The organism is Chromohalobacter canadensis (genome assembly GCF_029544075.1).
In the GTDB taxonomy this organism is placed as follows: Bacteria; Pseudomonadota; Gammaproteobacteria; order Pseudomonadales; family Halomonadaceae; genus Chromohalobacter; species Chromohalobacter canadensis_A.
Genome location: NZ_JAJQJH010000001.1, coordinates 22,468 through 41,629, shown reverse-complemented (window position 1 = coordinate 41,629; position 19,162 = coordinate 22,468). Strand labels below are relative to the sequence as shown.

Below are 19,162 nucleotides of genomic sequence, written 5' to 3'. Positions count from 1 at the left end.
GCAAGATGCGCACAACGGCTCCCCATTCTTTCACCGTGCCCGGCATGAACTGCCAGGGCTGCGTCAAACGCATGCGCGAGGCGATCCAAGCCGAAGACACGCAGGCCGAAGTCACCGGCGAGCCCGGTGAAAAGCGTCTCAGTGTCGAATCATCCCTGGACACGGCACGCCTGGGCGCGTTGCTCGAGCAGGCAGGTTACCCTCCGACAACGCATGCACCGGAAACGACGACGAGTACCACTGACGACAGCGCATCAGCGGTGACTTCGACTGCCTCAAGCGGCGACCGGCACGATGCCCAAGCAACGCGCGACGGGGCGCCAGTCCGTCTATCGTTGTCCGGGATGACCTGCGCCGGCTGCGTCAACACCATTACCCAGGCCTTGAACGCCACGCCCGGGGTGCGCTCGGCCAGCGTCAACTTCGGCTCGCATACCGCCGAGGTCTTCGGCGATACGCGCGCCCAGCAACTGATCGATGCCGTCGAAGCGGTCGGCTACGGCGCCGAACGCATCGAGGATCTCGGCCAGGCGGCACGCACCCGTGAACAAAACGAGGCTCACGAGTACCGCCAACGGCTCCGCGACACCGCATTAGGGCTCATCCCCGGTGTGCTGCTGATGGGTAGCATGCTGTTCCACCATCCACAGTTGAGTGGTCCGGAACGCTGGGTCTGGCTGCTGATCGGCGTGGTCACGCTGGGCATCATGGCCACGGCGGGCCGACGCTTCTTCGTCAATACCTGGAAGACCTTGCGTCATCATCAGGCCAACATGGATACCCTGATCGCCGTCGGCACCGGCACCGCCTGGCTCTATTCGATGACGGTGGTGCTGATTCCCGAGGCGATTCCGGTCGCGGCACGCGGGCTCTATTTCGAAGCCTCGGTGATGATCATCGGCTTGATCAGCCTCGGCAATGCCATGGAACTGCGCGCCCGGGGACGCACGTCCCGGGCGCTCAACCGCCTGCTCGACCTGCAGGCCCCTACCGCCCGGGTAATCCGCGACGGTGATGAACACGATGTCCCTCTCGAGGAAGTCGCCGTCGACGAGCGGATCCGCGTGCGTCCCGGCGAGCGCCTGGCCGTGGATGGCCGTGTCGAAGAAGGCGACAGCCATGTAGACGAATCGATGCTGACCGGCGAGCCGCTGCCCGTCGCCAAGCATGCCGGCGACGAAGTCAGCGCGGGGACGGTCAATGGCCGTGGCACGCTGGTCTATATCGCTACCCGTATCGGCGCCGACAGTCGCCTGGGGCGTATCGTCGAGCAAGTGGCCAGTGCCCAGAACTCTCGCCCTCCCATCGGCGCCCTGGCCGACCGAATTTCCGCCATTTTCGTGCCCAGTGTGTTGATCATCGCCGTACTCACGGCACTGGTCTGGTTCAATTTCGGCCCCGCGCCGCAGTTGGTCCACATGCTGGTCACTGCCACCACCGTACTGATCATTGCCTGCCCCTGCGCTCTGGGGCTTGCAACACCGATGTCGACCATGATCGGGGTCGGCAAGGCCGCCGAGCACGGCATCTTGGTGCGCGATGGCGATGCACTGCAGACCGCCAGCAAGCTGACTACGCTGGTCGTCGACAAGACCGGCACGCTGACCGAGGGCCGCCCGCGCGTGACCACCGCTCAGTGGGCCACCGAGGATACCCACACCGCATTGAGCTGGGTGGCGGCCCTTGAGCGTGGCTCCGAACATCCCCTCGCCGAAGCCCTCGGCGACTACGCCGACCAGCAGGGCGCCACGCAGACCGCGCTTCCCGAGCTGCGCGAGTTTCAAGCGCTCAGCGGGCGCGGCGTCACCGCCATGACCGAGACCGGCCAGTCGCTGCGCTTGGGCAACGCCGCCCTGATGCACGAGGGTGATGTCGAGCTGGGCCAGGCCCAGGCATGGGGCGCCGAGCTTGAAGAGAAGGCACAGACACCGCTCTATCTGGCCGCCGACGGGCAAGTGCTGGGCGTCTTCGGCATCAGCGATCCGTTGCGCGAGGATAGTCGCGACGCCGTCGCGCGCTTGCAGGAGGATGGCATCGAGGTCGTCATGCTTACCGGCGATAACGTGCATACCGCCCGGGCCGTGGCGAAGGCGCTTGGAATCGCGCGTGTCGAAGCCGAGCTGTTGCCCGAGGACAAACGCGAGATCGTCGCTCAGCTGCAACGCGACGGCCACCTCGTCGGCATGACGGGCGACGGCATCAACGACGCCCCGGCCCTGGCACAAGCCAATGTCGGCTTCGCCATCGGCCAAGGCACCGACGTGGCGATCGAATCGGCGGGCATCACGCTGATGCGCAACTCCCTTCATGGCGTGGCCGATGCCATCGAGGTCAGTCGCGCCACGCTGCGCAACATCAAGCAGAACCTGTGGGGCGCCTTCGGCTACAACGGCCTAGGGATTCCCATCGCCGCCGGGGTCTTCTATCCGCTGACGGGGATGCTGCTCTCGCCCATCGTCGCTGCCGTGGCCATGTCGCTATCCTCGGTCACCGTGGTCAGCAATGCCAACCGGTTGAGGCTTTTTAAATCCACGCCACAGAGCGCCAAGACATCCCAGGAGGACACATGACGTTTCTGGTCAATCTGATCGGGCTAGCATTGATAGCCGGCATCGTCTGGTGGTTCTGGCTATCGCCACGTTGAGGTCATTGCAGTGTGATGGCTATGCTGGAAGCATCGCGTCGCGGCAAACGAGGAGTGATATGCCACACATTCAAGGCGTTCTCGAAACCGCCCTCTACGTTACCGATATGGCCCGCGCCCAGGCCTTCTTCGAGGACGTGATGACACTGTCGGCCTTTACCGCCGACCATCGCTTCACCGCTTACGAGGCCGGGCCAGGCAGCGTATTGCTGCTGTTTCAACAAGGCAGCACCGAAGAAACCGTGAACTTACCGCACGGTATGGGCACCATACCGCCCCACGACGGTTCCGGGCGCGTGCATCTGGCGCTGGCCATCGATCGCGATGAGTTGGAAGACTGGGAAACCCAACTCGTCGCCCACGACATTCCCATCGAAGGCCGCACCCACTGGCCGAAAGGCGGTGAAAGCCTCTACTTCCGCGACCCCGACGGCCACCTTCTGGAACTGGCTACACCCGGCGTCTGGCCGAACTACTAATAAAGTTGGAAGAGCGCGGCTGGAAGCGGGAAGACCGGCGCTTCGCGCCTGGAAGAACCCCCAGGGAGAAGAACCGTTCTCGGCTTCTAGCTCATTGGCTCGGCGTGCTCGATCATCAACTGCAACGACTCACGCCCCCGCCATCGGTTGCGCGATAGTTTGTAGGCACAGCGCAGACGATCGCCCAGGCCGAACGGCGGCAGCTCGCCAGGCGTCAGGGCGCGAAACCAGATCGCCTTGAGGCTCACCGCGCCACACGAGAGTTCGAGCATCAGGTGATTGCCATCCGCACCCACCGGGCGTAGCTGCTCGATGCGAAACTCGCCGTCGAAAAGCGGGGCGTCGAACTCGCGACCGTAGGGCGCCAAGCGCGCCAGCTCATCCACCGCCGCCAGTGACAGCTGCTCGGGCAGCAAGGCGCCGTCGGTCAGCACATAGGGAAAAAGTTCGCGGCCACTGAGTTGTTCTTCGACCGCCGTAAGAAAGGCATCGCGAAATTCCGCCAGACGCTCGCGCGGTACGCCAATGCCCGCCGCTCCCCGGTGCCCCCCGAAACGTGGCAATGCCTCGGGGGCCAGTTCATGCGCGCGCTGCAATGCGTCTCGCAAGTGCAGCCCTTCGATAGAACGTCCCGAGCCGGTCAGCATGCCCGGCGCGGCGGCCGGTGTAAGTACCAGCGTGGGACGCCCGAAAGCCTGCACCAGACGCGAGGCGACGATACCTTGCACGCCGGCATGCCCGTCCTCGAGGAAAACCACGATGGCCGATGCGCTCTCGGCCAGCGCGTCGAGCGCCAATGCCCGGGCGCTCTCGACCATGTCCGCCTCGATCGCCTTGCGCGACTGGTTGTCGGTATCCAGCACCTCAAGATGACGCCGTGCCGAGGCATCATCGGCGGCGAGCATGAAGTGCAGCGCCGCATAGGGGTCGTCGAGACGCGAGCGCGCGTTGATGCGCGGCCCCATCTGAAAGGCCAGGGTTTCGGCATCGAAGGGCACGCTATCGTCCCCCAGTCGCTCGGCCATGACCCGCCAGCAAGCGGCGCCCATGCGGTTGATCAACGTCAGCCCATGGCTGACCACGGCGCGGTTGGCGGGGCTCGCACCCAGCGAGACGCAATCCGCCACGGTCCCCAAGGCGACGTAAGACAGCCACGGCGACAACTTCGGGGTCGAGGGCGCGGCCACACCCTGCTCGATGAGCACCGAACGCGTCAGTGACATGGTCAACCATGCCACCATGCAACCGGCAATGGTGGGGTCTGGGTAATCGCAATCGCTGCGCGTGGGATTGACGGTGGCATACGCCGACGCCGGTGGCCCCGCCGTCGGCAAGGCATGATGGTCGGTCACCACGACATCGAGACCCGCCTCACGCAGACGCGCGATACGCGGCTCGTCGGAGCTACCGCAGTCGGCGGTGATCACCAGGCTGGGTCGTGGCGACAATGCAAGAGTACGCTCCACCAGCGGCAGACTGATGCCGTACCCATCGAAGATACGGTGGCCTATCAAGCTGTGCAGCTTATGCATCGGCACGCCGAACAGTTCGTTCAGGGTCCGCAGGATGACCACGTGCGAGGTGATACCGTCGACGTCGTAATCGGTCAAGATGCCGATATGCTCGCCCTCGGTCACCGCCAGGGCTATCCGCTCGGCAGCGCGGCGCGCGTCCTGCAAACGTTCAGGATGCGCCAGATAACGCAAGCTGGGGTCGATCAGCGACGCGATATCGTCCGTGTACTCGTGCAGACGCCCAGCCAGTATCCGCGCCTGCAGTTCGCTGAGCCCGGCCGACTGCGCGCGGCGGTAGACGCCCTCATCACGCGGACGTGACAGGATGCGACGGTTCAGCAGGCGTTGCGGATCATGCTCGGCTACTGACACGAAAGGCTCCTCGGGAGACGGCGGATGGCAAGCTGGGGCGTCGCGGGTCACTACGACGCCCCGGGGCGTCAGCGGCGCTGTTCGGCGACGAAGGCCTGCACGGCCTCGAGCTCGGCCGGCAGCACGGTGTAGCGCTCTTCACGCTCGAGCAAACCCGCCATGTGCGCGGGCAGCGGCACGCCCTCGAAGCCCGCCTGGAGCACCGCGTCGGCGAATTTGGCCGGATGCGCGGTCGCCAGGGTAATCATCGGCGTCGAGGCATCCGCGCGCATACGCTCGGCGGCACGATAGCCGGTCGCGGTATGCGGATCGAGCAATTCCTTGGTACGCCCATGCGCTTCGCGAATCACCTCGAGGATGGTGTCGTCATCAACGCTGTGGCTGACAAATTTCTCACGTAGCGTTGCTAGCGGCGCTTCGGCGAGCACCGCCGGCTCTTGCTGGAAGCGCTCGAGCAGATCGCGCACGGCGTCGCCGTTGCGGTCGTAAGCTTCGAACAGCAAACGTTCGAAGTTCGACGACACCACGATATCCATCGACGGTGCCAGGGTCGCCTTGAGCGCCTGTTTGGAGAAGTCGTTGTCGGCCAGTGTACGATGCAGGATGTCGTTGGCATTGGTCGCGACGACGAACTGCTTGACCGGCAATCCCATGCGATAAGCCACATAGCCGGCGAAGACATTGCCGAAATTGGCCGACGGCACGCTGAAGCTCACCTCGCGATGCGGTGCGCCCAGAGCCACCGCAGAGGCCACGTAATAGACCACCTGCGCCATGATGCGCGCCCAGTTGATGGAGTTGACCGCCACCAGACGCGTGCCATTCAGGAACGCTTGATCGGCGAAGCTTGCCTTGACCATCGCCTGGGCGTCGTCGAAATCGCCCTCGATGGCGATGTTGAAGACATTATCGGCCAGCACCGAAGTCATCTGGCGGCGCTGCACTTCCGAAACGCGGTTGTGCGGGTGCAGAATGAAGATGTCGAGGTTGTCGCAATGCCGACAGCCTTCGATCGCCGCCGACCCGGTATCGCCGGATGTCGCGCCCATGATCACCGCACGCTCGCCACGCTTGGCCAGGAAGTGATCGAGGATACGCCCCAGCAACTGCAGGGCGACGTCCTTGAACGCCAGCGTCGGGCCGTGGAACAACTCGAGCAGGAAATGATTGCTGGCGAGCTGGTTGAGCGGCACCACCGCCTCATGACTGAAGGTCGCGTAGGCATCCTCCACCAGTTGCCGGAAGGTGTCGTCGTCGATCTCGCCACCGACGAAGGGTTTCATAACGCGGAACGCGATCTCGGCGTACGATAGCCCCGCCATCGCCTCGAGATCCGCCGTCGAGAGCGTGGGAATCGTCTCCGGCACGTAAAGGCCACCATCGGATGCCATGCCGGTCAGCACGACCTCCTCAAAACTCAGTGCCGGCGCCTGGCCGCGCGTACTGATATAACGCATGCTTCACTCCGTGAGTGGCGAGCTTCGAGCCGCGGACTCCGAGCTGTCGTTGCTCGAAGCGCGCGGCTCGTCACTCGAAGCCACTTGTTATAGCGCCCCGAAACCGGCGCTTTATTCCTGCTCGTCGAGGGCTTCGACACGAATCCGCGTCACCGGACCCGCGATATCGGCAAGCGATTCGAGCTGACGGATTACCTCATTCATGTGCTGCTCGCGGGTGCGATGCGTCATCAAGATGATGGGCACCAACTCACCTTCGGTGGCCTCCTTCTGGATGATCGCCTCGATGGAAATCCCTTGCTCGGAGAGGATCGTCGCCACCCGCGCCAGCACGCCCGGGCGGTCCACCGCCAACAGGCGCAGGTAATAAGCGGTGACGATGTCCTCCATGGGCAGGATCGGCAGCGAGCCGTCGGCCTCGTCGATGCCGCTGAAGGCGAGATATGGCACACGATAATGGTGCTCGGTAGTGATGTCGCGGGCCACATCGAGCAGGTCGGCGACTACCGCCGAGGCCGTGGGTTCGGCCCCCGCGCCGGCACCATAGTAAAGCGTCGGCCCCACGGCATCCCCCATCACAGCGATGGCATTTTTCACTCCATGCACGCTGGCCAGCAAGCGCTCTTTAGGGATCAACGTCGGGTGTACACGAAGTTCGAGGCCCTTTTCGGTGCGCTTGGAAATCCCCAGGTGCTTGATGATGTAACCCAGCTGATCGGCCTGTTCGACGTCGTCGGCCGTGACCCGCGAGATGCCCTCTGTGTAGGCTTTGTCGAATTGCAGTGGCACGCCGAAGGCGATCGAAGCCAGGATGGTCAGCTTGTGGGCGGCATCGATGCCTTCGACATCGAAGGTCGGATCGGCTTCGGCATACCCCAGCGCCTGTGCCTCGGCAAGCACATCGTCGAAGGCGCGACCTTCGTCACGCATGTGGGTCAAAATGTAGTTGCCGGTGCCGTTGATAATACCGGCAAGCCATTGAATGCGGTTGGCACCCAGGCCTTCACGCAGCGATTTGATCACCGGAATGCCGCCAGCCACGGCCGCCTCGAAGGCCACGATCACGCCCTTCTCGTGTGCAGCCTGGAAGATCTCGTTGCCGTGCACGGCGATCAGCGCCTTGTTGGCGGTCACAACGTGTTTGCCATTCTCGATGGCGGTCATCACTAACTCACGAGCCACGTCGTAGCCACCGATCAACTCGACCAGCACATCGACATCGGGATTGCGTGCCACCTCGAAGACATCGCGGGTGACTTTGACCCCGGCGGTTTCGCATTGCGGGTTATCGCGACGCGTACCGACCTGCTCGACGATAATCGGTCGACTGGCGCGACGGGCGATATCGTCCGCATTGCGCGTCAACACATTGAAGGTACCGCCACCCACGGTCCCTAGCCCACAGATACCTACTCTCACCGGTTTCAACGTCACGCTCCCCTTGCTCAGTGTATGTGTCCAGCGAACCTCCTGCGCCTAGCGTCGGAGGTCATCATATTTATCGTCGCTCGGTCATTCTCTGATGCCGAGCATTGACGCCAGCCGCTCGGCCGGCACGTACCCCGGCACCATGCGGCCGTTAGGCAACACGATGGCGGGCGTTCCCTGGATCCCCAGTTCACGTCCAAGTTCATACTGCTCGGCCACCGGCGCCTCACACTGCGCCGTGGCCTCTGGAGTTTCCCCGCGCATCGCGGCAGTGAGCGCCTCGGTGGCATTGTCGGCACACCAAGCCTGGCTCAAAACGCGTGCCGCCTCGGAGTCGACGCCAGCACGCGGAAAGGCCAGATAGTCTACCTCGATTCCCAGCCGATTGAGACGGGGGACTTCCTTATGCAGCTTTTGGCAATAAGGGCACGAGGTATCGGTAAAGACAGTAATGCGCGCCTTGATCTCGCCGGCAGGCTTGTAGATGACGCGTTTATCCTCAGGGACGTCATCGAGACGCGCCTGGCGGCGTTCGTTGGCGGCACGCTCGGTCAAGTTGACCATCTGCCCGTCACGGTTTCGATACAGGTCACCGACCACCATGTATTCCCCATTGGCGTCTGTATAGAGAGTTTCGCCGCCCTTGAGGCGTACCTCATAGAGCCCCGATAACGGCGACTCCTCGATCGACGCCACCGGCATCGGCTGCCCATTGTGGGTCAGCTTGTCGGCCAACCCCTCAGGGGGCGCAGCAAGACTTAGCGGAGCGGCTAGAAGGGCCAGCGCGCCCCCCATGACGGACAATACGGCTCTAGACATGATCAGCCTCTAGGATGATGTTGGGCGTGCAGCGCTTCCAGGCGCGCTTGGGCCACCTGGGTATAGATTTGCGTGGTCGACAGATCACTGTGTCCCAGCAACAACTGTACGACACGTAAATTGGCCCCATGATTCAACAGGTGCGTCGCGAATGCATGGCGCAGCGTGTGTGGCGAGAGCGGCTTGTCGATGCCTGCCGCCACGGCATGCCGCTTGATACGATGCCAGAATGTCTGGCGGGTCATGAACCCATCATGACGCCCAGGAAACAAGGGCGGCCGGGTCGGATCGTTCATCAAGCCCCCACGCCCTTGGCGCAGGTAGCGCTCGAGCCATGCGGACGCCTCCTCGCCCAGTGGGACCAAGCGTTCCTTATCGCCCTTGCCGAGTACGCGCAGCACGCCCTGACGCAGGTTGACCGCGTCCACCGTCAAGCCGACCAGCTCGGAGACACGCAGGCCACAACCATACAACACTTCGAGCATAGTGCGATCGCGCAGTCCCAGCGGCACATCCGGATCCGGCGCCTCGAGCAGACGCTCGACCTCGGTTTCATCCAGAGTGTTGGGCAATTTGGCAACGGCCTTGGGGGCACGCGCCTCGGCCAGAGGGTCATGGGTGATATGTCCTTCGGCCAGCGCCCAGCGATAGAAGCGCCGCAGACAAGATAGCAAGCGTGCCACCGAGCGGGGGTGATAGTGCTCGCGACGTGCCGTCAGGAACGTCGCCAGTGCGCTTTCCCCGGGAGCCATTAGATGCTCACTACGCGACGCGAGGTGCGCGAGCCAGGCATCCAGATCACGCCGATAGGCATCCAACGTATGCCGACTCAACCCGCGCTCCAACCAAAGCCCATCGATAAAAGCATCACGCCACTCGAGATCATCCACCGATTCTGCCCTCCCCACGCCGCCTTCGCCTACCCCATATGCAAAAACCCCGCGAGCCAAGGGCCCACGGGGTTCTCGTCGAGCGCTCCCCAAAGGGAACGCCCATGACGTCTCGACGACGCCGCAAGCCGCTTAACGAGTCAGCTTTTCCTTGATGCGAGCGGACTTGCCGCTGCGCTCGCGGAGGTAGTACAACTTGGCCTGGCGCACGTCACCGCGACGCTTGACCTCGATGGAATCGACCAGCGGGCTGTACGTCTGGAAAGTACGCTCGACGCCGACACCGTGGGAAATTTTACGCACGGTGAAAGCGGAGTTGAGCCCGCGGTTGCGCTTGCCAATCACAACGCCTTCAAAAGCCTGCAGACGCTCGCGGCTACCTTCCACAACCTTGACCTGAACGGTCACGGTGTCGCCCGGCGAGAATTCCGGAATCTTCTTGCTCATCTGCTCGGTTTCGAGCGCCTGGATCACCTTGTTCTTGCTACTCATGACTAAACTCCTTGATATTTGGATGACCGTCTCTTCATGTGTCGAGAGCCGGTCGTGATCCCGGCGTCGCGAAACGCGGGAATCGACGTTGTGGGTGACGCGCGGTGCTCATTCATCGAGCATCCGTCGCTCCTCCGTCCTACCGACGTGCTGGCTCGTGGCATTTTCCGCGATGAACTCGTCAAGCAATCGTTGTTGCTCGCGATCCAGAGCGCGACCTTCGAGAAGGTCGGGTCGCCTGAGCCAGGTGCGTCCGAGGGACTGCTTCAGCCGCCAGCGGCGAATCGCCGCGTGGTTGCCGCTAAGCAGGATGTCCGGCACACCACGCCCATCGATCGTCTCGGGACGCGTGTAGTGCGGGCAATCCAGAAGCCCCTCGCTAAAGGAATCCTCAAGTGCCGAATCGCCATGGCCGAGCACGCCCGGCACCAGCCGGGAGACGGCATCGACCATCACCATGGCCGGCAACTCACCGCCGCTAAGCACATAGTCGCCGATCGACCATTCTTCGTCGATATCGGCCTCGACCACTCGCTCGTCAATACCTTCATAACGACCGGCAACGACGATCAGTGCCTCCAGGTCGGCCAGCTCCCGCACGCCGCGTTGATCGAGCCGCCGCCCCTGGGGCGACAGATAAACCACACGTGTGCGCTCTGTCGCACAACCACGGCGTTCAGCGTCACGGCGCGCCTCGGCGATGGCGGGTCGCAACGTGTCGACCTTCATCAGCATGCCGGGGCCGCCGCCATAGGGCCGGTCATCCACCGTGCGGTGCTTATCCGTGGCGTAATCCCGGGGGTTCCAGAAATCCACCGCTAGCAATCCCTGGTCGACGGCACGCCCCGTTACGCCGTAACGGGTGATCGCCTCGAACATCTCCGGGAACAGGGAGACAACACCAATCCACACGGCTTCATCACTCGGCCAGAGACACCGACGATACGGCGTCAGAATTCAGGATCCCAATCCACTGTCATACGCCCGGCATCGAGATACACTTCGCGGATCACGCCGTCGGGCAGAAACGGTATTAACCGCTCCCGTTCATCGAGACTCGCCTCGCTGGGCTGGATCACCAACACGTCGTTGGCCCCCGTCTCGAAAAGATAACTCACTTGCCCCAGGCACTCACCGGTCAGCGTCTCGACCCGTAGGCCTTCGAGCTGATACCAGTAATAATCGCCTGGCGCGAGCGCCGGCAACGCCTGCTTGGGCAGGAGAATATCCGCGCCGGCCCAACGTTCGGCCAGTTCGCGGCTCGAGATACCTTCAAGGCTAGCGACCAGCCCTTTTCCATGGGAGCGTCCCTGGCTCAGCTTGCACTCAAAGTGCTCGCCGCGCAGTGACAACACCCATTCGGCATGCTCAAAGATGCCCTCGATGGGGCTGGTGTACGAATACACCTTCAACCACCCTTTCACGCCGTAGGGACTGGTCAGGCGGCCAAGCACCACGTGCTCGTCGTCTTGCGCCGCATCGGCGCGACCGGTCTCATGCGACATAGCGGGCAGTGCACTCACGCTTGTTGCTTGCGTGCTTCTTTCAGCAACTCGGCGACACGATCGGAGAGCTGCGCACCCAGACCCTGCCAATGCTCGGCACGCTCAAGATCGACGCGCAGACGTTCTTCCTGACCACGGGCAACCGGGTTGAAGAAGCCGATACGCTCAATGAAACGCCCGTCGCGAGACTTACGCGAGTCGCTGACGGTGAGGTGATAAAAGGGACGCTTCTTGGCGCCACCACGGGCCAAACGGATGGTAACCATGCGCTATAATCCTACGGTTGAAGTTTTACGTTACGCCACGGACTGTCGCGGCGGGCAAGACCCACCTGCGAAGACGCAGCATTCTACGGAAAAAGGCACGTATTGGAAACCTTTTTCCTTGACAAGGAAAGGCGTTATCAACGGCGCGGGAAGCCGCCGCCGGGGCCACCGCCCATGCCAGGGCCACCCATGCCAGGGCCACCCATGCCACCAGGGCCACCCATGCCACCGCCCATGTCTCGCATCATTTTCTGCATGCCGCCTTTCTTGCCGGCCTTTTTCATCATCTTCTGCATCTGCTTGTGCTGCTTGAGCAGACGATTGAGATCAGGCACCTGTAAGCCAGCACCTGCCGCGATACGACGCTTGCGCGAGCCACTGATAATTTCCGGCTTGCGGCGCTCCTTCGGCGTCATCGAGTTGATCAACGACTCGAGCTTGCCCAGCTCCTTCTCGGCACCCGGCCCCTGCGCAGCCTCGGCCATCTGCCCCATGCCGGGCAGCTTGCCCATCAAGCCGCCCATGCCGCCCATCTTCTTGAGCTGCTGGAGCTGCTCGCGGAAGTCCTCGAGATCGAAACCGTTGCCTTTCTTGACCTTCTTGGCCAGCTTCTCCGCCTTGCCCTGGTCGACGTTACGCTCGGCCTCCTCGATGAGCGACAGCATGTCGCCCATGCCGAGAATCCGCGATGCGACGCGATCCGGGTGAAACGGCTCGAGAGCATCGACTTTCTCGCCCATGCCCATGAACTTGATCGGCTTGCCAGTGACGTGGCGCACCGAGAGCGCCGCGCCGCCACGGGCATCACCGTCCGCCTTGGTGAGAATCACCCCGGTCAGCGGCAACGCTTCATGGAAGACCTGCGCGGTATTGGCGGCGTCCTGACCGGTCATGGCATCGACTACGAACAGCGTCTCGTCCGGCGTAGTCGCCCCATGCAAGGCCTGGATTTCTTCCATCATCGCCTGATCGACGGACAGTCGCCCGGCGGTATCAACGATCACCACGTCGTGGAACTGGATCTTGGCATGCTTGATCGCCGCCTGGGCGATGTCCACCGGCTGTTGGGCGCTATTCGAGGGAAAGAAGTCGACCTCTACCTCTTTTGCCAGCGTCTCGAGCTGGTCGATGGCGGCCGGACGATAGACGTCGGCGGAGACCACCAGTACTTTTTTCTTTTCCCGCTCGCGCAGGAAGCGCGCCAACTTGGCAACCGAGGTCGTTTTACCCGCGCCCTGCAGGCCGGCCATCAAGACCACCGAGGGCGAGCTCTTGAGCGACAGCGCCTCGTTGGCCTCGCCCATGATCGCCTCCAGCTCCTGCTGGACGATCTTGACGAACTGCTGACCCGGGGACAGGCTGCGCGAGACTTCTTGGCCCACGGCGCGCTCGCGCACCCGATCGACGAACGCCTTGACCACCGGCAGGGCCACATCGGCCTCCAGCAGCGCACGACGCACCTCGCGCAGCGTGTCCTTGATGTTGTCCTCGGTCAGCTTGGCCTGACCGGTGATCGACTTCAGCGTGCCCGACAGGCGATCGGTCAAACTTTCAAACATGGCGCTCTCCGGCAGGAATTGCCTAGGCATGAAAAGGCGATTATACGCGTTCGTGGCGACTGTCTCCATGCACCCGTCGCAATGCGCAAGCGGCGGGGGGATTCGCTACGGCGTGGGGATTCGCTATAGTAACGCTCCCGAGTCCGCGTGACATGCTCACGTGATATTGACACTTCATTTTCTTCGACGCCGACCGGCGCAGGGATTGTCCACTGATGCAGACGCTGCCTTTTGCGATTCTCGCCATTGTCTGTTATCTCGCCGCGGGCGCCTGGCAGGCGCTCGCGCTTGCCAGGCGCGTCCCGCCCAGGACGATCTTGGTGCGTTCACTGGGCTTGCTCGCGGTCAGCGCCCACACCGTGGTCGTGGCGCACAGTGTGTTTCTCGGTCGTGGCCTGCATCTGGGGCTTTTCGAAAGCGCCTCACTCTTCACTTGGTTGATCGCCGCTTTGTTGATCGCAGTCAGTCTGGTCAAGCCATTGTTGAATGCCGGTGTCGGCCTCTTCCCACTGGCCGCGCTGACGCTGGTTGCATTGATGCTTTATCCCAGCCACATGGTCGAAGCCAACGTCTCGCCCGGCATCGTCTTTCACATCGTGACCTCCAGCGTGGCTTCGGCACTGCTCAGCATCGCCGCAGTACAAGCCGTGCTGGTGGCATTTCAAAACCACGCCCTCAAACACCGTCATACACGCGGAATCATCCAAGTGTTGCCCGCGTTGACGAGTATGGAGCGCTTGCTGTTCGAGCTCATCGGCGCCGGCTTGCTATTACTGACGGCGGCCATCATCAGCGGTTTCATCTTCATCGACAATCTCTTTGCCCAGCACCTCGTTCACAAGACGGTATTCTCTCTCGCCGCTTGGCTGGTCTTCACGGGGCTGCTCATCGGCCGACACTGGCTGGGCTGGCGCGGCGCGCGTGCGATGCGCTGGACCCTGGGCGGCTGCCTGCTCCTGGTGCTCGGCTACTTCGGCACCAAGGTCGCACTGCAATTGATCTTTAACGATATCTAGGCAAAACGCAGCAACTTGACACTTCCCAGGGGAAACCCTACAAACGATGTTGGCTTTTCAGCGAGGACCTCTCTACCTTGAGCGATGACCTACCCTTAGGGCTGTTGTTAACGCTGCTGCTCGTGCTCATTTGCTTATCCGCCTTCTTCTCCAGCTCGGAAACCGGGATGATGTCGATCAACCGCTACCGCCTGTCGCACCAGGCCAATAGCGGAGAGCGCACCGCCAAGCGGGTCTTGCGGCTGCTGAGCCGACCTGACCGACTGATCGGCGTCATCCTCATCGGCAACAACTTCGTCAACAACCTCGCTGCTTCCATCGCCACGATCATTGCCATCCATTTCTTTGGCGATGTCTCTGGACCGGCCATCTCGACCGCTGTGCTGACCATCGTGATTCTGATCTTCGCCGAGGTCACGCCCAAGACGTTCGCCGCGGTCAAGCCCGAACGCATCGCCTATCCCGCGTCTTTGGCGTTAGAACCTCTACTCAAGCTCTTCTATCCGCTGGTATGGCTCGTCAATGCGATTTCCAATGGACTGCTACGACTCCTGGGCGTCAAGGATATCGACGGCAGCGCCGACAACCTGACGCGTGATGAGTTGCGCACGGTCGTGCACGAAGCCGGCACCATGATCCCTCGGCGTCACCAATCCATGCTGCTGTCGATCCTCGACCTGGAAAACGTGACCGTCAACGACATCATGGTGCCGCGCCAGGAAATCGCTGGCATCGATCTCGACGACGACCTCGAGGCCATTCTCGCCCAGATCCGCTCCAGTCAGCACACGCGCGTGCCGGTCTACAAGGGGGATATCAACAACATCATCGGCATTCTGCACCTGCGTAACGCCGCACGCTTCCTATCGAAGCCCGAGGTGACCAAGGCCGCCATCGTCCAGGAAGCCCGCGAACCTTATTTCATTCCCGAGTCGACACCGCTTCACACCCAGCTGCTCAATTTCCAGCAACAGAAACGCCGTATCGGCATCGTGGTCGATGAATATGGCGATGTGGAAGGGCTGGCGACACTGGAAGACATCCTCGAGGAGATCGTCGGCGAGTTCACCACCGACGAAGCGGCTACGCACCGAGAGATTCACCCTCAGGAAGACGGTAGCTATATCATCGAGGGCACTACCAACATCCGCGACATCAACAAAGTACTCGCCTGGCAGTTGCCTACCGATGGTCCCAAGACGCTCAACGGGTTGATGCTCGAGCACCTTGAGGCCTTTCCCGACGCGCCCGCCTGCCTGCAGCTGGGAGCTATTCGTATGGAAATACTGCAGATCAAGGACAACCTGATCACCTCGGCGCGCTGCTGGCAATCGGCACGTCGCGCCCGGGTGTTGGGTTAATCTGAAGTCACTCCGATCTCGGCTTCGGCCTTGCGCTTGAGTTCGCTCACGCGCCGTTCCATGTCGGCGCGTTTTGCCTTGCCCACCGGAATAGGGTCACCGAAGTGGAGCGCCACCCGGGCCCGAAAACGCCGTGGCCACTTGGTCAACGCCTTGCCGCCACGATTCGATGTCCAAGATCCCCACAGTCCGGCCAATCCGGCAGGCACCACCGGCACCGGATCTCGCGCCAGAATGATATCCACGCCACGCCGAAAACGCTGCATCTCACCATCGGGCGTCAAGCGTCCCTCGGGGAACAACATCACCACCTCTCCCTGACGCAGGGCATGGCTCACTTCGTCCAAGGCCCGCCGCACGCCGCCGGGATCGCAACGCTCGGAATCTACCGGGATGGCGCCGGCAATGCGAAAGAACCAATTGAGCCACCGGGACTCATAGATAGGGCGATCCATCAAGAAACGCAACGGGCGCGGACACCCACCGCCCAGAATCAAGGCATCCATAAAGCTGACGTGATTGCATACTACCAGTGCCGCGCCACGTGCGGGCACAGATTGACGGCCGCGAAAACGTAGCCGGTAGAGCACACGAATCAGCACGAAAATCGACAGGCGCAATGCCGGGCGCGGCACCATGCACAGGATGATCGCCGCTAGCGTCAGGGACACCGCCGACAAAGTCAGCATGAAAGCATTGAGCGAGGCATCGAGCACACTCAGCACGACCACGCCAAAGCCCGCCGCCAGAACCATGAACAGTGCATTGAGGATATTATTGGCGGCGATCATGCGAGCACGATTGTCATCATCGCTTTCGAGTTGAATCAGCGTGTACAGCGGCACGATGTACACGCCGCCGCCCAAGCCGATCACCGCAAAATCGAGTAGCTGGCGCCAGAACCCCGGTGACAGGCTCAATGCCGCCAGCCCGGTACTGCTTCCCGCCAATGGCTGACTCAGCCCCAGATCGAGACCGGCCAAGCCGAAGAGCACGGCGCCGGCCGGTATCAGCCCGACTTCCAGACGCCCCGCCGACAAGCGCGCGCACAACAGCGCGCCAGCACCAACGCCCAGCGCAAACGCGCCCAGCAAGGCACTAACCACGGCTTCATTGCCATGCACGACATCACGCGTCCAGGCCGGTAGTTGAGTCAGGTAGCAGGCACCTAGAAACCAGAACAAGCTGATGCCCAGCAAGGCACGAAATACCCGTGGTTGGCGCCACGCGTCGCGCATCACTTCACGCCCGCCACGCCAGGGCCGCCATGGCGTGGCGCCCATCTGGCTGGGCGGTGCGCTAGGCACCCATAGGCTAGCGACGAGCCCCAAGAGCGCCAGCACCACCAAGGTGGCGGCAATGCTTCCCCGCGCCCAGGCACCGCCAAGCGATGCCAGTACGCCAGCTAGTAGCGTTCCCAACAGAATCGAAAGAAAGGTGCCCAGGCTGATCCAGGCATTGCCCTTGACGAGCTCGGTCGGCGACAGATGTTGCGGCAAAATGGCGTACTTCACCGGCCCGAAAAGCGCCGACTGGGTGCCCATCATGAACAACAGTGCCAGCAGCACGGCATAGGCTTCATACCAGACAGCAGCGGCCGCCATGCTCATGGTCACGAGTTCCAGCATCTTGAGACGTCTGACCAGACGACGCTTGTCGAGACGGTCGGCCAGCAAGCCGCCCCATGCCGAAAACAACAGGAAAGGCAGGATGAAAAGCCCCGCAGCGAGATTGTTGAGCAACCCCGTGTCCCAGCCATAGCGAGGCACCGCGACGAAGGTCAGTAGCAATAACAGGACATTCTTGAACACGTTGTCGTTGAACGCGCCCAGAGCTTGTGTCCAGAAGAAGGGGGCGAATCGACGCTGGGTTAGCAATCGGGGAATCACGGCTCCCTCGGACCGTACTTGAGTCCCATCAGCGTGGTGGTCAGCAATTGATCAAGCAACTCGGTAACTTCCAGCGATTGACCCTGCCAAACGCCCAGGCGTTCGTTGAGCCCCAACTGGACCAGACCATGCACACTACCCCACAGGGTGCGGGCCATGCGTCTTGCTTCGAGCTCGCCCATCAGCGGCTGGTACTCGGCAAGCGCCGCCTCGACACGCACGAACAGACCTTCGATCATATCGTTCTGACGTTGGTCCAACTCGCCTTCTTGAGCCAGCGGGTAATCGAACAACATCTGCCAGCGATAGGGCTCATGCTGCGCGAACAGCCAATAAGCCGTCGCCAATGCCTTGAGGCGCGGTTCGGGATCGGCACCCTCGAGCCCCTCCACGGCAACCCGTAGGCGCCCCAGGGTCTCGACGTTGACGTATTGCAGCAAGTTGCCAAAACTGCCGTAGAGTTTCAGCAGAGTGCTAGGCGCACATCCCACCTCGCGCGCCAACGAGCGCAGCGACAGCGTATGCACAGGATTATCGCGTAGCCAGGCGTCACACGCCGCCATGACCTGGCCATGCAGCACCTCAGGTGCATGCTGTCTGGGACGAGCCATCGGATTCCTCGTGATGAGCATGCGCGGCGTCTTTTTACCAAGCCGCGCGTGGTCGAACAGCGTTTCCCCCAGCATATCGGGAACGCACGCAAACGCAAGTGGCAAGCCCTGCGATAAATCAAAAGCAGCGCTGGTAAGCGCCCGCCGGCGTGGCTTACCCTGTCGCGTCGAACCGCGAGGAGAGAGCATGGCCGGCCGTCTTTACATCAAGCCCTGGACAACGCCGCCGCTCGACGCGCTTCGCCAGGACAGTCAGCCGATCGTCGGCCCCAACCTGGCGCCGCGTCGCCCTATTTCGATCATTCGTCAGGACGCAGGCGAAGCGCAGTGGGCGACGGCATTCTGGGGGTTGACCCCGCCCTGGCTCAAGGTGCTGGACCATGCCCCGCATTGCGCCCGCGCCGAGTCGCTCGAGCAGCGCCCGATGTTTCGCGAGGCCTTCCACGCGCGGCGCTGCCTGATACCGGTCGCCGGAGTCTACGTATGGAAGCCGCAGCCACGCATGAAGCAGCCGTTTCTGGTCACCCGCGTCGACCGGGCGCCGCTTCTGCTGGCCGGGGTCTGGTGCCGCTATCACACCACGTTGACTGAGTTTAACGACTCCACGGCCTTGATCACGGTGCCCAGCAATGCATTGCTGACACCGCTCAGCGACCGCTTTCCGGCCGTCATCGAGGCGAGCGATGCACCCGAGTGGCTGGCGCCAACCACCTCGGACGAGCGTGCCCATGAGATGCTGACCCCCGCCCCCTTGGAACTGTTGGGCGCTTTTCCTGTATCAAGACGTGTCAACGATCCAAAGCATCAAGACTGGGCCTGCGGACATCCCACCGGCCCGATGACCTACTGGCATCAATGAA

At 62.4% G+C, this 19,162-nt stretch carries 17 protein-coding genes; 5 read left to right on the top strand and 12 right to left on the bottom strand.

Annotated elements, in window-relative coordinates; translation table 11 throughout:
* The first annotated feature begins 5 nt into the window (after positions 1–5).
* Both LUN51_RS00210 and LUN51_RS00205 read left to right on the top strand, forming a co-directional pair.
* A complete protein-coding gene (locus LUN51_RS00210) occupies positions 6–2,570 on the top strand; it encodes a heavy metal translocating P-type ATPase (RefSeq protein ID WP_277809640.1) in 2,565 nt (854 codons plus the stop codon).
* A gap of 133 nt (positions 2,571–2,703) precedes the next feature.
* Positions 2,704–3,123 (top strand): VOC family protein, encoded by a 420-nt coding sequence (locus LUN51_RS00205; RefSeq protein ID WP_277809639.1) that lies wholly within the window; start codon positions 2,704–2,706, stop codon positions 3,121–3,123.
* Positions 3,124–3,209: 86 nt separating this feature from the next.
* Here LUN51_RS00205 and LUN51_RS00200 read toward each other — a convergent pair whose 3' ends face one another.
* The 10 genes from LUN51_RS00200 to ffh form a co-directional block, all read right to left on the bottom strand.
* Positions 3,210–5,009, bottom strand: coding sequence for a single-stranded-DNA-specific exonuclease RecJ (locus tag LUN51_RS00200; protein ID WP_277809638.1), 1,800 nt, complete (start codon positions 5,007–5,009; stop codon positions 3,210–3,212).
* A 68-nt stretch (positions 5,010–5,077) separates the two neighbouring features.
* Complete coding sequence (gene thrC, locus LUN51_RS00195) at positions 5,078–6,466, bottom strand: threonine synthase (RefSeq protein WP_277809637.1); 1,389 nt, start codon at positions 6,464–6,466, stop codon at positions 5,078–5,080.
* 111 nt (positions 6,467–6,577) lie between these two features.
* Positions 6,578–7,894, bottom strand: coding sequence for a homoserine dehydrogenase (locus LUN51_RS00190; protein ID WP_075367788.1), 1,317 nt, complete (start codon positions 7,892–7,894; stop codon positions 6,578–6,580).
* An 84-nt stretch (positions 7,895–7,978) separates the two neighbouring features.
* Positions 7,979–8,713: a DsbC family protein gene (locus LUN51_RS00185; protein ID WP_277809636.1), complete on the bottom strand. Its 735-nt coding sequence runs from the start codon at positions 8,711–8,713 to the stop codon at positions 7,979–7,981.
* A gap of 2 nt (positions 8,714–8,715) precedes the next feature.
* Entirely contained in the window at positions 8,716–9,603 is an 888-nt protein-coding gene (gene xerD / locus LUN51_RS00180; RefSeq protein WP_277809635.1) for a site-specific tyrosine recombinase XerD, read from the bottom strand.
* 132 nt (positions 9,604–9,735) lie between these two features.
* Positions 9,736–10,095, bottom strand: a complete 360-nt coding sequence (gene rplS / locus LUN51_RS00175) for a 50S ribosomal protein L19 (RefSeq protein WP_040243118.1) — start codon at positions 10,093–10,095, stop codon at positions 9,736–9,738.
* 108 nt (positions 10,096–10,203) lie between these two features.
* The gene (gene trmD / locus LUN51_RS00170; RefSeq protein ID WP_277809634.1) at positions 10,204–11,007 is read right to left on the bottom strand and encodes a tRNA (guanosine(37)-N1)-methyltransferase TrmD; all 804 of its coding nucleotides are present in this window, start codon (positions 11,005–11,007) and stop codon (positions 10,204–10,206) included.
* A gap of 38 nt (positions 11,008–11,045) precedes the next feature.
* Entirely contained in the window at positions 11,046–11,600 is a 555-nt protein-coding gene (gene rimM, locus LUN51_RS00165) for a ribosome maturation factor RimM (RefSeq protein WP_277810172.1), read from the bottom strand.
* Positions 11,601–11,614: 14 nt separating this feature from the next.
* Positions 11,615–11,866, bottom strand: a complete 252-nt coding sequence (gene rpsP / locus LUN51_RS00160) for a 30S ribosomal protein S16 (RefSeq protein ID WP_075367760.1) — start codon at positions 11,864–11,866, stop codon at positions 11,615–11,617.
* Positions 11,867–12,003: 137 nt separating this feature from the next.
* On the bottom strand, positions 12,004–13,425 hold the full coding sequence (ffh, locus tag LUN51_RS00155) for a signal recognition particle protein (RefSeq protein ID WP_277809633.1): 1,422 nt from the start codon (positions 13,423–13,425) through the stop codon (positions 12,004–12,006).
* Positions 13,426–13,640: 215 nt separating this feature from the next.
* Here ffh and LUN51_RS00150 point away from each other — a divergent pair, with 215 nt between their 5' ends.
* Entirely contained in the window at positions 13,641–14,441 is an 801-nt protein-coding gene (locus tag LUN51_RS00150) for a cytochrome C assembly family protein (RefSeq protein ID WP_277809632.1), read from the top strand.
* 77 nt (positions 14,442–14,518) lie between these two features.
* On the top strand, positions 14,519–15,802 hold the full coding sequence (locus tag LUN51_RS00145; RefSeq protein ID WP_178999127.1) for an HlyC/CorC family transporter: 1,284 nt from the start codon (positions 14,519–14,521) through the stop codon (positions 15,800–15,802).
* Here LUN51_RS00145 and LUN51_RS00140 read toward each other — a convergent pair.
* Both LUN51_RS00140 and LUN51_RS00135 read right to left on the bottom strand, forming a co-directional pair.
* Entirely contained in the window at positions 15,799–17,691 is a 1,893-nt protein-coding gene (locus LUN51_RS00140; RefSeq protein ID WP_075367764.1) for an MFS transporter, read from the bottom strand. The two genes, LUN51_RS00145 and LUN51_RS00140, sit on opposite strands and share 4 nt — an antisense overlap.
* A complete protein-coding gene (locus tag LUN51_RS00135) occupies positions 17,688–18,302 on the bottom strand; it encodes a TetR/AcrR family transcriptional regulator (protein WP_040243127.1) in 615 nt (204 codons plus the stop codon). Before LUN51_RS00135 ends, LUN51_RS00140 begins: the two co-directional genes overlap by 4 nt.
* A gap of 187 nt (positions 18,303–18,489) precedes the next feature.
* Between LUN51_RS00135 and LUN51_RS00130 the strand changes: the two genes are divergently transcribed.
* Complete coding sequence (locus LUN51_RS00130) at positions 18,490–19,161, top strand: SOS response-associated peptidase (RefSeq protein WP_277809631.1); 672 nt, start codon at positions 18,490–18,492, stop codon at positions 19,159–19,161.
* Position 19,162 lies beyond the last annotated feature (1 nt).